We start from the raw sequence: 13504 nt of genomic DNA on the forward strand, positions 1-13504 counted from the left end.
ACTTCCATGACCAAGAAAAAACTGCCTCCCGCTCACCAGCCAGCCGAGGCGCCCGCCGGGCGGGCTGAAAATCCCTTTCTGGACGCCGGGTTCTACAACCGCATGCGCGACTACACCGAGCGCGACGCCGCCTTCTCGAAGGAATTGAAAGCCATCAGCGAAAGCGGCGCCGGCAAGCAAAGCACCGACATGCGCACGGCGCCATCGCTGCAATTGCTGCGTGCCGTCATCAAGAAAGGCTTGTCGCTGGAGACCATGCTGGGCCGCATCGTGCAGGGTGTGGAACTGGGTCTGTGGGAGCCGTGGCTGAGCGCCTATGGCATCGAACTGCGCGGCGTCAACTACGCCAAGCAGGAACCGCGCAACGCCCGCCTGGCGCTCGACATGAGCCTGGCGTGCAAGGTCAATTCCGTCTTCGCCAACGCCGGCGTCGCCAACTGGCGCAGCCTGGTGGCCGAGGAGTGTGCACAGATCCAGATCGACAAGGCGACCGAAACCAGGGGCGCCAAGGTCTACGCCATCTTCCACCTGGATGTGCCGGGCAAGTGAGGTGTGGCCGAAACAAGCGGCTTGCCTACCCGCAAGCCGCGTGCCAGGTTAGTGTCAGCCGTGGGCGAAGTAGCTTAACTAGCAGCCTTGATGATGGCTGCTGAAGCCCCCGCACCTCCAGCCCCGCCGGCGCCAGCGATAACCGCAGTGCCACCAGCCATTCCCGCGCCACCTGCCGACAAGGCGCCACCCCCTACCGCAGCCAGAGATGCGTTGGTGAGGGCGGCGCCAGACAAAGTGCTGATTGCTGTGTTCGTGCTAGCTGCCCCAAGCACCCCGGCTGCGCCGAACGTACTGGCAATTGCCGGAGCGGCGGATAACGCTATGCCTCCGGTGGTGACAGTACTTGCTACTGCGAGTAGTGTTTTGCCGGGATTTTCTGCGGCATAGTCAACAGCATTGCCCGCGATATCCAGAGCTCCACTTGCAACATTGCCGATAGCATTGGCGGTGCCCCCTGCAACACCTTCAACAAGATCAATGGCGCCGCTAAGTACATCGCCAACAAAGTCAAAAATACCCATAATATTCTCCAAAACGAAAGATTGATAACAGTCTGGGCGCGGGTGGTGAACACCTACGCAGAACGTGGAAGAATGCCAAACATGGTTCAGAAATTGGCAATGACTGAGCGAATCGGTAGCACGCTCTGCCGAAAACCGACACGTTGCGTGCGGTCATTTTCATATGCCCGCGCTAGGACTATGGCAGTCGCGGCGGGTAGGGGAAATATTACTGTCAGGTAGACTGGTAAGCACCTTCAGTATTCATGCATCGTCACGAAATGTCAACGACGTAAGAGGAATCAATTCCTTTAAATGCAAAACGCCGATCTGCATGGATCGGCGTTTCGCGAGGTATGTTCTTGGTGGCCCGGGGCGGAATCGAACCACCGACACAAGGATTTTCAATCCTCTGCTCTACCAACTGAGCTACCAGGCCAAGAGCCCGCAATTATACAAACCCAAATCGGTTTTGCCAAGCCCCTTGTTGGCATGACATTTTGGCATCTGAAAATGCCGACTTTGCCGTCCGCAGGTAGAATGGGGCGCATGCTTAAATCCCTGCCCATAGTCGCGGTGCTGGCTGCAGTGCTGCTGCCTCAGCCGGCCGCCGCAGGCTGTTCGCGCATTATCAAGGTGCCTGCGTCCCCCACGGGCCAGAGCGTGATCGTGCAGGGGGCCAGGGTCTCCGGCGTGATTCCGGACACGCTGCGCGAGCTGGGCGCCAAGGCCGGCTGCACTTTCGAGTTCCCCGTCATGCCGCGCGCGCGCATGGCTTTCCAGTTCCTGGAGTCCGGCCAGGCCGACGTGATGGTGCCCGCTTCGCGCAGCGCCGAGCGCGACCTGCGCGCCACCTTTGTGCCGATGATGAAGTGGAAGGTGGAGCTGATCACGCTGAAGGCGCGCAAGATCACGGCGCGCAGCGTGCGTGCGCTGCTGGCGCAGAAAAAGCTGCGCGGCGTGGCGGTGCGCTCCTATGTGTTCGGCGACGAGTACAACGCGCTGCTGCGCCAGCTCGAGCAGGAGCGCCGCATCGACTATGCCGACGACCTGGCCGCCGTGGGCCGCCTGCTCAAGGCCGGCCGCGCGGACTTCAGCGTGATGGCGCCGTCCATCTTCATGTCCACCCTGAGCGAGGACCCGGCCGCGCGCGACCTGCTGCCGCAGCTGCACTACCAGCCTATGGATGGCTTGCCGATGACCGAGAGCGGGGCTTACGTGTCGCGGCGCTCGCTGCCCGCCGCCGACCAGCAAGTCCTGCGCGGCCTGCTGGCCGATTCGGCCAAGGGCACGCTGTGGCGCTACTTCCAGCAGTACTACCCGCCCGACATGCTCAGGTTCGCCGTCGTGCCGCACTGATACCTGCGCTTCCGGCTATGAGCTAATGCCCGCGCGCCAAATAATATTATGCGAAATGATTCGTGGTGCAGCGCCGCACGCCTCCCTATGATGCAGTCTCGAATTTCAACATTGCGAGACTTACAAGGAGGTTGTGATGGCGGCAGCGGCGGCGGTGCGGGCGGAGAATACGGTGGCGAAGGCAAGGGCGGCAATGAAGGGCGCCTGCATGGCCATGGCCGCGATGTCCGCCGTTGTCGCCATCAGCGCAGCCGCTGCCCCCAGTGTCTTCCCCACTGGCGTCACGCGCTACGATGCGGCCCGCGCCTACAACAGCTATGTGCTGTTCAGCGGCCAGGACAAGAAGACCCACCTGATCGACATGAACGGCAACGAGGTGCGCCAGTGGCCGCACGAAGGCTTCCCGCCGGTGCTGCTGGACCCGGCGCTGACGGGCGGCAAACAGGGCAACATCCTGCTGCAGCTGGGCAGCGTGCCCGGTGCGCAGGCCGCGGGCAATGGCCTGGGCAACAAGAGCATCGGTGAGCTGGACTGGAACGGCAAGGTGCTGTGGCAGTGGGGCGCCGGCGCGCAGGACGCTTACGGCTCGGCCTCGGTGGAGAGCAGCGGCGCGCCGGGCGGCGCGGCCAAGCAGCATCACGACTGGCGCCGCCTTGCCAACGGCAATACGCTGGTGCTGGCCAACCTGGTGCACAGCGTGCCGGGCTTCCAAGCCGCGCAGGTGCTGGACGATGTGATCTATGAGGTGACGCCGTCCGGCGCCATCGCCTGGAAGTGGGTCGCCTCCGAGCACCTGGAGGAATTCGGCTTTTCGCCGGAGGCGCTGAAGCTGGTGCGCGCCGCGCAGCCGCGCTACGGCGCCGGCCCGGTGGACTACCTGCACGTCAATAACATGGCGGTGCTGGGCGCGAACAAATGGCATGACCAGGGCGACCAGCGCTTCCATCCCGATAACATCATCATCGATTCGCGCGAGGCGAACTTCATCGCCATCATCGACAGGAAAACCGGCAAGGTGGTGTGGAATCTGGGGCCGGACTATCCGGCCATCTCGGGCAGCAAGGTGCCGCGCCCGGTGGACCAGATCATCGGCCTGCATGATGCGCACCTGATCGCCAAGGGGCTGCCGGGCGCAGGCAATATTCTCGTATTCGACAACCAGGGCGAGGCGGGCTATCCGCGCGTGAGCCCCGGCATATTCCCGCACTCGCGGGTGCTGGAGATTGATCCAATCTCCAGGCAGATCGTGTGGCAGTACACGGCCGCCGATTCCAACCAGGCGCAATGGAGCTTCTACAGCGCCTTCATCAGCAGCGCGCGCCGCCTCCCGAACGGGAATACGCTGGTGGACGAGGGCATGAATGGCCGCTTCTTCCAGATTACGCCGCAGGGCGACATCGTCTGGGAATACGTCAGCCCTTACTTCGCTGACTCGCCGGTGGGCGGGGCCGGCAAGCAGGTGAAGACCAACTGGGTCTACCGTGCGCAGCCGGTGCCCTACGACTGGGTGCCGCAGGGCACGCCGCGCTCGGAAAAAGCGCTCGCCGCCAAATAATTCATTCAATCCGCAGCGCCCGTACCGCATGCCCGCAAGGCAGGGAGGCGCTCGCCTGAAAAAATCAAACAAGGGGAAATTCGTGTCACAGCAATTCGCAGCAAACACCCAGGCCCGGCGCAGTCCATCGCTGCCGGCTCCGCAACTGAGCGCCATTGCGCTGGCCGTGCTGGCGCTGGCCTCGCCGGCCCACGCGGAAGACGATGCCGCCACCGCAGGCGCAGCCGCAGCCACCACAGCCGCAGCCACCGGCGGCGCCGATCCGGTCATTGTGGGCGCGGTGCAAAGCGTGCTGGTGACGACGCGCCGCCGCGTTGAAAGCTCGCAGAACGTGCCCACACCGATGACCGTGCTGGGCGAGGACGCGCTGGACGGCAGCCGCACCTACCGCGTACAGGACTTGCAGCAGCTGCTGCCCAGCACCACCATCAACTATGTGCATGCCCGCCAGATCAGCTTTGCCGTGCGCGGCCTGGGCAACAACCCGGCCAGCGACGGCCTGGAAGGCAGCGTCGGCATCTACCTTGACAACGTCTACCTGGCCCGCCCCGGCATGGCCGCCTTCGACGCGCTCGACGTGCAGCAGCTGGAACTGCTGCGCGGCCCGCAAGGCACGCTGTTCGGCAAGAACACCACCGCCGGGGTGCTGAATATCTCCACCAAAAAGCCTGCCTTCAACCCCGAGCGCAGCGTGGAACTCTCTGCCGGCCAGTTCGGCTACGGCCAGGGCAAGCTGGTGCTGTCGGGCGGCCTGACGGATACGCTCGCCGGCCGCCTGACCGCTTACAAGACGCACGACGACGGCTACATCACCAATCTGTACAACGGCAACAAGGTACAGGGCGGCGACAGGCAGGGCTTCCGCGCGCAGGCCTTGTATGAACCGAACCGCGACTTCAGCCTGCGCGTGATCGCGGACTACAACGAGGAAGACTCCAACAACGGCACGCTGATCTTCTTCAATGCCGGTCCCAGCGGCCGGGCCATTGCGCAAGCCAAGCTGGTTGGCGCCACGCCGGTGTTGGACCCCACCCAGCGCGCGGTCAACCTGGACACCGGTTCGCATGTGACCGTGCACCAGGGCGGCGTGTCGGCCGAGGCCAACTGGACGCTGGCGGGCGACAGCAAGCTCACTTCGATCTCGGCTTACCGCTACTGGAACTTCACGCCGCAAAACGAGGACGGCCTGAGCGTGCCGGTCACGCTGAACGTGGGCGCCTCCGCGCGCCACAAGCAGTTCACGCAGGAGCTGCGCTGGGCCACGCCGTCCGGCCAGCCGCTGGAATCGGTGTTCGGCGCCTATTACTACTACCAGGAGCTGGGCAACAACTCCTTTACCGTGAACGGTCCGCTGGCCGATATCTACAATGGCAATCCCGCCGGCGCCTGGTCCAACGTCAGCAGCACGGCGCCGGGCCAGCTGCGCGTCAACAGCTACGCGCTGTTCGCCCAGTCCACCTGGCACGCGAGCGACAAGCTCGATGTCACCGCCGGCGTGCGCGCCAGCTATGAAGACAAGTCCGCGCGCGTGATCCGCGACGCCCCCACCGGCGGCGCCGCCGTCACCGGCGCGGCCCTGGCCGCGCGCAACGCCCGCTACGGCGCCTACGATTCCGGCAGCCTGGGGCTGACCCAGTTCAGCCCGACCGCGCTGTTCAGCGTGGGCTACAAGGCCACGCCGGACGTGCTGCTGTATTCCAGCCTGTCGCACGGCGAGAAGTCCGGCGGCATCAATCTGTCGGTGCCGGGCGCGGGCGGCGCTGCGTCCATGCTGGTGGGGACCGAGCGCGCCAACGCGCTGGAGCTGGGCGTGAAAAGCACGCTGCTGAACAACCGCCTGCAACTGAACGGCAACCTGTTCGCCACCGTGGTGCACGGCTACCAGAGCAATGCCTACGATCCGGTCAGCCGCAGTTCCTACCTGACCAACGCGGGCGACGTGCGCACGCGCGGCGTGGAGCTGGAAGCCGTCGCCACGCCGCTTCGGGGACTGACGCTGCGCGCCAACGCCTCCTTCAACGACGCCAGCTATCTGGACTACCGCAACGCGCCGTGCCCGCCGGAGCGCAGCGCGACCTTCTGCGACCTGTCCGGCCGCAACGCGCTGGTGAATGCACCGCGCTGGACCGGCAACGTGGGCGTGCAGTACGCACACCCGGCGGGCGAAGGCTTGCAGGCCTATTACAACGCCAACTACGCCTACCGCGCCGCCACCTATGGCACGCTGGACGCGTCCGAGTACGCGAAGATCCCGGGCTACAGCGTCAGCAATTTCGCGATAGGCCTGCGCACCACGCGCGGCGCCGCATGGGATGTATCGCTGTGGGCGAAGAACGCCTTCGACAAGCACTACTACACCAGCTTGTGGAACAGCGGCTTCGGCTCCTATAACGCCGTCATCGCCACCCCGCGCACCGTGGGCATTACCGCCCGCCACGAATTCTGAACGAGGAGAACACATGAGCATCAACAATAAACGCCGCGCCGTGATCGGCGGCCTGTCCACCCTGGCCCTTGCACCCGGGCTGGCGCTGGCCGCCGGCAGGGCAGCGCAGCCCAACGTCATCTTCATCCTGGCCGACGACCTGGGCTGGGGTGACCTGAGCGTGTACGGCCAGACCGACTTCCGCACCCCCAACCTGGACAAGCTGGCCGCGCAAGGGCTGCGGCTGACCCAGGCCTATTCGAATTCGGCGGTGTGCTCGGCCACGCGTTTCGGCCTGATCACTGGCCGCTACCAGTACCGCCTGCGCGGCGGCCTGGAGGAGCCGATCGCCGGCGCGTCCGACACCATAGGCCTGCCGCCCGAGCATCCCACTTTGCCGTCGCTGCTGAAGAAGGCGGGCTACAACACGGCGCTGATCGGCAAGTGGCATCTGGGTTCGCTGCCGAATTTCGGCCCGCTGAAAAGCGGCTACGATTCCTTCTACGGCAACTACGGCGGCGCCATCGACTACTTCACCCACAAGCCGGGCGTGGGGCCGGACGTGAAGGAGGACCTGTACGAGGGCGAAGTGGCGGTGCATGAAGTGGGCTACTACACCGATCTGCTGGGCGACCGCGCGGCGGCCTACGTGAAGAAGCAGGACAAGTCCAAGCCCTTCTTCCTGTCGCTGCACTACACCGCGCCGCACTGGCCATGGGAAGGGCCGAAGGACGAGGAAGTGTCCAGGCAGATCGACAATATCTTCCACTACGACGGCGGCAACCTGGCCACCTACGCGAAGATGGTGGTGGCGCTGGACGCTTCCATCGGCCGCGTGCTGCAGGCGCTGGAGAAGCAGGGCCTGGCCGAGAACACCATCGTGGTCTTCACCAGCGATAACGGCGGCGAGCGCTTTTCGAAGACCTGGCCGTTCAGCGGGCAGAAGACCGAGCTGCTGGAAGGGGGCATCCGCGTTCCCGGCATTGTGCGCTGGCCGGCGCGCGTGAAGGCGGGCCAGGTCAGCAAGCAGGTGGCGATCAGTATGGATTGGCTCCCCACCTTGCTGGCGGCGGCGGGCACGCAGCCGGATGCGGCCTATCCGACGGATGGCCAGAACCTGCTGCCGGTGCTGCTGGGCGAGCAGGCGCCGGTGGAGCGCACGCTGTTCTGGCGCTACAAGGCCAATGCGCAGCGCGCGGTGCGGGCGGGCGACTGGAAGTATTTGAAGATCAACGGCAATGAGTATCTGTTCAATGTGGAGCAGGACCAGCGCGAGCGGGCCAACCTGGCGCGCAAGCATCCGGACAAGCTGGCGGCCTTGAAACAGCAGTGGGAAGGCTGGGACAAGGACATGCTGCCGATTGCCGCCGACGTGCGCACCCACGGCGTGGGCGCGAAAGCGCAGGCGGACAAGTATTCGCCCCAAGTCAACGACTGAGGCGGCCCCCCGGCGGGTTAGCACGCAGTGCGTAACCCGCCGCACCACAGCGGCTACGGTTCGCGGCGGCGGTATTTGAGCGTCGCGCCGGCGCTGTCGAACAGCAGCACCAGTTCCGCCATTTGCGGCCTGCCGTCCTCCCCCTTCGGCAGGTTCGCGGCGGGCGGATACTGGTACTGCCACACTTCGTAGCCGCTGTTGAAGCGCAGCGCGGCCGCTGGCTCCCCCAGCGCCGCGCGCGCCGCTTCTTTGCTGGCCACGCCGGGCGGTATCGCCGCATCCGGCTCCCCGTCCATGTAATCGAAACTGAGCAGCGTGCCGTCCGGCCAGCTGCGGTCCCATATCGGCGCGTAGTAGCTGCGGTCCAGCAGCACCTGGCAGTCGCAATAGGGCAGGGTGGCCTCGGTTTGCGTGCCGCCCGCATACAGGGCGCGGAAGGGCAGCGCCATCGTGCGTTCGCCCGCATGCAGCGTGACGCCGAACAGCGGCCGGGCGGCAAACTGCAGGTAGTTGCCGTCCGGCGCCGCGCATACCTTGTCCGCGTCCGCCAGCATATCGGCCAGCCAGGCGAACATGGCCGAGTTGTTCGACACCAACCCCGCCTCGATCCCCACCAGGCACTCCAGCCTCAGGTCGCCCAGCCGCCGCATGCCTTCGGGCACGCCGGCGCTGCGCACCAGGGCGCGCCAGGTCATGCTGCTGGTCCTGCGGTTGGCCAGTAGCGCGGCGTCCTCGCGCCAGGCTTGCGCGTTGCGTTCCAGCGTGAAGCTGTGGTCCGGCGCCAGGGGTACCGGCAGCGCGATGCTGTCGCCGACCACTTTCAGGGCGACGCCATCGAGCTTGACACCGGGCAGGCGCGGCAGCAGCTGGAAGCGCAGCGAGGACTGCGGCGCCAGCGTGCGCGCCTGTTCGTAGCGGTCCATGCCGCGCAACATCTTGCGGTAGGATTTGTCGACCGGCTCGCGCGTGCCCGAGACGCTTACCGTGGGCATGGGGGCGTCCTGCGCCAGCGCCTGCCCTGGCGCGGGCGCCAGGGTCAGCGCCAGCGCCAGGGAGAGGGCGCCTGCCAGCGGCTTGCGGATGCGTTGCGTGTCCATCGCCTCATGGTACGCCGCTGCGCGGCAGGGCAACGCACCGCAGCGGTGCACTATCCGCTATGATGTTGTTGTCTTGGCAAAGTCATCAGCAAAGGAAGCTTGCATGTCCACTATCGTCACCCTGTCCCATGAAGGCCAGCCGCTGCGCAGCGTTGCGTCCCTGCACGGTCCGCATCCCTGGCCGCTGGTGGGCAATCTGCTGCAAGTGAGGGCGCAGACCGTGCACCGCGACATCGAGCGCTTGTGCCAGCGCTACGGCACATTTTTCCCGCTGTATTTCGGCCGCACCGAGGTGCTGGTGGTGGCCGACCACGAGGCCGTGGCCGCCATCCTGCGCGAGCGTCCGGACGGCTTCCGCCGGCCCGCCGTGACGGCCAAAGTGTCCGAGGAGATGGGCGGCCTGCCCGGTCTGTTCATGGCCGAGGGCAGCGAGTGGCGCAACCAGCGCCGCATGGTGATGCAGGGCTTTGCGCCGCACGCCATCAAAGCCTATTTCCCCTCGCTGGCCAAGGTGGCGCTGCGCCTGCGCAAGCGCTGGGACGGCGCGGCGCAGGCCGGGCGCGATATCGACCTGGCGGCGGACCTGAAGCGCTACACGGTGGACATCATCGCCGGCCTGGCCTTCGGCACCGACGTCAACACCATAGACGGCGGCGAGGACACCATACAGCGCCACCTGGACGACATCCTGCCCGCCATCGCGCGCCGCAGCATTGCGCTGTGGCCCTACTGGCGCTACTTCAAGCTGCCGCAGGACCGCCGCCTGGACCGTTCGGTGGCCGCGCTGGCCAGCGCCGTGGACGAGCTGGTGGCCCAGGCCCGCGCCCGCCTGGCCGCCGATCAGGCGCGCGTGGCGCGTCCGGCCAATCTGCTGGAAGCCATGATCGCCGCCGCCGACCAGCCGGGCAGCGGCGTGGACGACCGCGCGGTGGCCGGCAATGTGTCGACCATGCTGCTGGCCGGCGAGGACACCACGGCCAACACCATCGCCTGGCTGCTCTACCTGCTGCGGCGCCACCCGCAGGCGATGGAGAAGGCGCGCGCCGAAGTGCTGCTGCACGCGCCGGACGCGGCCGAGTTCAGCATCGGCCAGATGGACGCGCTGGACTACCTGGACGCCTGCATCCAGGAAGCCATGCGCCTCAAGCCGGTGGCGCCCTTCCTGCCGGTGGAAGCGCTGCGCGACACGGCGGTGGCGGGCATCGAATTGAAAGCGGGCGCGCTGGTGTGGTGCGTGCTGCGCCACCACACGCTGGAGGACAGCCATTTCCCGCGCGCCGCCGAATTCGACCCGCAGCGCTGGCTGCCGGACGCGGCCGGCGCCATCGCCGCCGACAAGAAGGTGGGCACGCCCTTCGGCTCCGGGCCGCGCACCTGCCCGGGGCGCTACCTGGCCCTGCTGGAAATCAAGATCGCGATGGCGATGGTGCTGGCGCGCTATGAGGTGCTGGCGGTTGACACGGCCAGCGGCCAGGAGGCCGGGGAGGTGATGGGCTTCGTCATGTCGCCCGAAAGCCTGACGCTGCGCCTGAAATCCCGCAGCTGATAACTATTAAACTCATCCATTCAATTGTTAAATTAAATTACGACTGTGACAATTGCATAGAATCTAACTTGTTGTTTGAAATATACTCCCTGACGACTAAAATGAAGCGCATCTTTGCCCACGCAAACGACCAGGGGAGTCCTATCATGAAAAGCAAAACCATCCAAACTCAAGGGAAATATTTCGCAGCAGCAATCGCCGCGCTGACGCTGGCCGGCTGCGCCGGCACCGAGGCCAAGCTGGGCGGCGGCGGCACGGTCGCCACCGGCGCGGCGGGCGGCGCCAACGCCGCCAACGCCAGTTCGCAGCTGGAGAAGTGCGACAAGACGCTGGGCACGCTGGGCGTGGTTGAAGACCAGTCCGCGCCGTGGTACCACGCGCTGTCGCAATACAAGCTGGGCTCCACCGTGCCGGTGCTGCGCATGATGATCCAGCAGTCCAACTGCTTCGTGGTGGTGGAGCGCGGCGCGGCCCTGAAGAACATGAATATGGAGCGCGACATCCAGCAGAGCGGCGAAATGCGCGCCGGCAGCAACTTCGGCAAGGGCCAGATGGTGGCGGCCGACTACACCATGAGCCCCACCATCAACTTCAGCCAGAAAGGCACCTCCGGCATGGGCGGCGCGCTGGGCGGCTTTGGCCTGATCGGCAGCGTGGCGGGCATGGTGGCGGGCGGCATCAAGGCCAACGAGGCCTCGACCACCCTGCTGATGATAGACAACCGCTCCGGCGTGCAGCTGGCGGCGGCCGAGGGCAGCGCCAAGAACTTCGACTTCAACGTCTTCGGCGGCGTGTTCGCGGGCGGCTTTGCAGGAGCCGGTGGCTATTCCAATACGCCTGAGGGTAAAATCCTGATCGCCGCCTTCATGGATTCGTACAACCAGCTGGTGAAAGCGGTGCGCAATTACAAGGCGCAGGAAGTAGCGGGCGGCCTGGGCACCGGCGGCGCGCTGGGCGTGCAGGGCGGCAGCACTCCGGCCTCGCAGCCGGCGGCGGCGCCGGCGTCCAAGACTCCTGCCAAGAAGGATACCAAGAAAAAATAAAGGATAGTGCATGCGTAAATTGCTTGCGGGAGGAGTGGCCATGCTGATCGCAGGCAGTGCCTGGGCGGCTCCGGTTCAGGAGGTGGGGGAACGCTATATGAAGCTGGTGCTGGCCGTGGGCCAGCACGACGCTTCCTATGTGGACGCTTACTATGGACCGGCGCAGCTGCAGGAGCAGGCGGCCAAGGAGAAACTGAGCCTGGCCGCCATCCGCAGCGAGGCGGCGGCGGCGCGCAAGGCGCTGCCGGCGCCGGGCGCCGATGCCGACGAGGCGCTGCGCATCGCCTTCCTCGACAAGCAACTGCAGTCCATGCTGATGCGCGTCGATATGCTGGGCGGGAAGAAGTTCAGCTTCGACGAGGAAACCGCCACCATGTACAACGCGGTGGCGCCGCAGCACGACCGCGCCTACTACCTGGAGCTGCAGGACCGCATCGGCAAACTGCTGGGCGGCGAAGGGCCGCTGGCCGCGCGCGTGCAGGCCTTCCGCGCCAGGGTGGAAATCCCCAAGGACAAGCTGCGCCCCGTGATGGAGGCGGCCATTCGCGCCTGCCGCGAGCGCACCGCCAAATACATCGCCATGCCGGCCGGTGAGAGTTTCGTGCTGGAGTTCGTGCAGAACCAGCCCTGGTCCGGCTACAACTGGTACAAGGGCGGCGCGCACAGCCTGATCCAGATCAATACCGAATTCCCGATTTATATCGACCGCGCGGTGGACCTGGGCTGCCATGAAGGCTATCCCGGCCATCACGTCTACAACGCGCTGCTGGAGCAGACCCTGGTCAAGGGCAAGAACTGGCAGGAGTTCAGCGTGTATCCGCTGTATTCGCCGATGTCGCTGGTGGCCGAGGGCAGCGCCAACTACGGCATCCTGATGGCGTTCACGCCGCAGGAGCGGCTGGACTTCGAGCGCGGCGTGCTGTATCCGCTGGCCGGGCTGGACCCGGCGCTGGCTGAAACCTATGCCGCGCTGACGCAGCTGTTCGGCAAGCTGGCCTACGCCGACAACGACGCCGCGCGCGCCTACCTGGACGGCAAGGCCACGCGCGCGCAGACGGTGGAGTGGCTGGTCAATGTGCTGCTGTATCCGCCGGAGAAGGCCGAGCAGCGCATCCGGTTCTACGACGCCAACCGGGGCTATGTGATCAACTACACGGTGGGAGCGGATCTGGTGGGCGAGTACGTCAAGCGCCACGCCACCTCGGCCGACCCGGAAACGGCGCGTGCGCAGCGCTGGACGGCGTTCCGCCAACTGCTGTCGTCGCCGCGCCTGGCCGACAGTCTGCGCTGATCAATCGCCGGCGTTGACGTTGCCGATGCCGTTGACGGTCTTGTTCATATGGCGCGGCTTGCCGTAATACGTCAGGCTGCCCATGCCGTTGACCACCGCGTTCAGCGTATCGTGCGCGGTGACCTTCACGCTGCCGATGCCGTTGAAATTGACGTCGGCGCGCTCGGCGTCGAGCGCCTTGGTATCGACTTCGCCCACGCCCTGCGCCTTCAGGCGCAGCAGCTTGACCTTGCCTTGCGCCTCGAAGCGGCCCGCGCCCTGGTAGCTCACGTCCAGGCGTTCGCCCGCCATATTCTTCAGCACCGTTTCACCCGCGCCTTCGCCGATGAACTTGGCCAGCGCCGGCACCGTGATCACCACGCGCGGATCGCCGGTGCTGCTGCTGTTGTTGCGTTCGCGGTGGTAGATCTTCAGCTCGCCGTTCACCACTTCCGTCACCAGGCCGCTGAGGAACTTCGGCGTGCCGGACACCTTCAGCGACTGCGTTTTGCCCGCCTCCACAACTATGCTGTAAGCGCCCTTGCTGTCGATGGCGGTGAACGGCTGCACGGTGCGCACCTGCTCATCGGCATGGGCGGCGAAGGAGGCGGCGGCGAGCGTTGCAATGGCGGTCTGGATCAAAAAACGGTGCATGGTTTTCCCCTGTTTTTGTGTTGAGTAATTGGTAACGCCATTGTAGTGAGGGCCGCGCCGCTGTG

The 13504-nt window shown here is 65.7% G+C and carries 11 protein-coding genes and 1 tRNA gene; 8 read left to right on the top strand and 4 right to left on the bottom strand.

The window, feature by feature from the left end:
* Positions 1 to 6: 6 nt before the first annotated feature.
* Positions 7 to 549, top strand: a complete 543-nt coding sequence (locus AC07S4_RS22955) for a hypothetical protein (protein WP_494988825.1) — start codon at positions 7 to 9, stop codon at positions 547 to 549.
* A gap of 74 nt (positions 550 to 623) precedes the next feature.
* Here AC07S4_RS22955 and AC07S4_RS22960 read toward each other — a convergent pair whose 3' ends face one another.
* Positions 624 to 1073, bottom strand: a complete 450-nt coding sequence (locus AC07S4_RS22960) for a hypothetical protein (RefSeq protein ID WP_494988826.1) — start codon at positions 1071 to 1073, stop codon at positions 624 to 626.
* 342 nt (positions 1074 to 1415) lie between these two features.
* Positions 1416 to 1491: transfer RNA gene (locus AC07S4_RS22965), tRNA-Phe, on the bottom strand.
* 110 nt (positions 1492 to 1601) lie between these two features.
* Here AC07S4_RS22965 and AC07S4_RS22970 point away from each other — a divergent pair.
* The 4 genes from AC07S4_RS22970 (at position 1602) to AC07S4_RS22985 (ending at position 7829) form a co-directional block, all read left to right on the top strand.
* Positions 1602 to 2411 carry a substrate-binding periplasmic protein gene (locus AC07S4_RS22970; protein ID WP_494988827.1) on the top strand — a complete coding sequence of 270 codons (810 nt, stop codon included), beginning with the start codon at positions 1602 to 1604 and terminating at the stop codon, positions 2409 to 2411.
* Positions 2412 to 2547: 136 nt separating this feature from the next.
* The gene (locus AC07S4_RS22975) at positions 2548 to 3966 is read left to right on the top strand and encodes an aryl-sulfate sulfotransferase (RefSeq protein ID WP_494988828.1); all 1419 of its coding nucleotides are present in this window, start codon (positions 2548 to 2550) and stop codon (positions 3964 to 3966) included.
* Between the two features lie 82 nt (positions 3967 to 4048).
* Positions 4049 to 6412 (top strand): TonB-dependent receptor, encoded by a 2364-nt coding sequence (locus tag AC07S4_RS22980; protein WP_494988829.1) that lies wholly within the window; start codon positions 4049 to 4051, stop codon positions 6410 to 6412.
* A 13-nt stretch (positions 6413 to 6425) separates the two neighbouring features.
* Positions 6426 to 7829 carry a sulfatase family protein gene (locus AC07S4_RS22985; RefSeq protein ID WP_494988830.1) on the top strand — a complete coding sequence of 468 codons (1404 nt, stop codon included), beginning with the start codon at positions 6426 to 6428 and terminating at the stop codon, positions 7827 to 7829.
* A gap of 53 nt (positions 7830 to 7882) precedes the next feature.
* Here the strand turns inward: AC07S4_RS22985 and AC07S4_RS22990 are convergent, their stop codons facing one another.
* Positions 7883 to 8926 (bottom strand): hypothetical protein, encoded by a 1044-nt coding sequence (locus AC07S4_RS22990; protein ID WP_494988831.1) that lies wholly within the window; start codon positions 8924 to 8926, stop codon positions 7883 to 7885.
* Between the two features lie 103 nt (positions 8927 to 9029).
* Between AC07S4_RS22990 and AC07S4_RS22995 the strand changes: the two genes are divergently transcribed.
* From AC07S4_RS22995 to AC07S4_RS23005, 3 genes are all read left to right on the top strand, one after another.
* Positions 9030 to 10472 (top strand): cytochrome P450, encoded by a 1443-nt coding sequence (locus AC07S4_RS22995; protein ID WP_494988832.1) that lies wholly within the window; start codon positions 9030 to 9032, stop codon positions 10470 to 10472.
* A 146-nt stretch (positions 10473 to 10618) separates the two neighbouring features.
* Complete coding sequence (locus AC07S4_RS23000; protein WP_494988833.1) at positions 10619 to 11515, top strand: CsgG/HfaB family protein; 897 nt, start codon at positions 10619 to 10621, stop codon at positions 11513 to 11515.
* Between the two features lie 10 nt (positions 11516 to 11525).
* Positions 11526 to 12806, top strand: coding sequence for a hypothetical protein (locus tag AC07S4_RS23005; protein WP_494988834.1), 1281 nt, complete (start codon positions 11526 to 11528; stop codon positions 12804 to 12806).
* Here the strand turns inward: AC07S4_RS23005 and AC07S4_RS23010 are convergent, their stop codons facing one another.
* Positions 12807 to 13439, bottom strand: coding sequence for a GIN domain-containing protein (locus AC07S4_RS23010; protein ID WP_494988835.1), 633 nt, complete (start codon positions 13437 to 13439; stop codon positions 12807 to 12809).
* Between the last annotated feature and the right edge of the window lie 65 nt (positions 13440 to 13504).

The sequence above is a fragment of the Pseudoduganella sp. GW821-FHT05F09 genome (genome assembly GCF_059419605.1).

What these genes read in the sequence shown, in the direction of transcription:
- AC07S4_RS23005 (WP_494988834.1), top strand. Translation starts at nt 11,526, where the DNA reads ATGCGTAAATTGCTTGCGGGAGGAGTGGCCATGCTGATCGCAGGCAGT.
- AC07S4_RS22975 (WP_494988828.1), top strand. Translation starts at nt 2,548, where the DNA reads ATGGCGGCAGCGGCGGCGGTGCGGGCGGAGAATACGGTGGCGAAGGCA.
- AC07S4_RS22990 (WP_494988831.1), bottom strand. Translation starts at nt 8,926, where the DNA reads ATGGACACGCAACGCATCCGCAAGCCGCTGGCAGGCGCCCTCTCCCTG.
- AC07S4_RS22985 (WP_494988830.1), top strand. Translation starts at nt 6,426, where the DNA reads ATGAGCATCAACAATAAACGCCGCGCCGTGATCGGCGGCCTGTCCACC.
- AC07S4_RS22955 (WP_494988825.1), top strand. Translation starts at nt 7, where the DNA reads ATGACCAAGAAAAAACTGCCTCCCGCTCACCAGCCAGCCGAGGCGCCC.
- AC07S4_RS23000 (WP_494988833.1), top strand. Translation starts at nt 10,619, where the DNA reads ATGAAAAGCAAAACCATCCAAACTCAAGGGAAATATTTCGCAGCAGCA.
- AC07S4_RS22995 (WP_494988832.1), top strand. Translation starts at nt 9,030, where the DNA reads ATGTCCACTATCGTCACCCTGTCCCATGAAGGCCAGCCGCTGCGCAGC.
- AC07S4_RS22970 (WP_494988827.1), top strand. Translation starts at nt 1,602, where the DNA reads ATGCTTAAATCCCTGCCCATAGTCGCGGTGCTGGCTGCAGTGCTGCTG.
- AC07S4_RS22960 (WP_494988826.1), bottom strand. Translation starts at nt 1,073, where the DNA reads ATGGGTATTTTTGACTTTGTTGGCGATGTACTTAGCGGCGCCATTGAT.
- AC07S4_RS23010 (WP_494988835.1), bottom strand. Translation starts at nt 13,439, where the DNA reads ATGCACCGTTTTTTGATCCAGACCGCCATTGCAACGCTCGCCGCCGCC.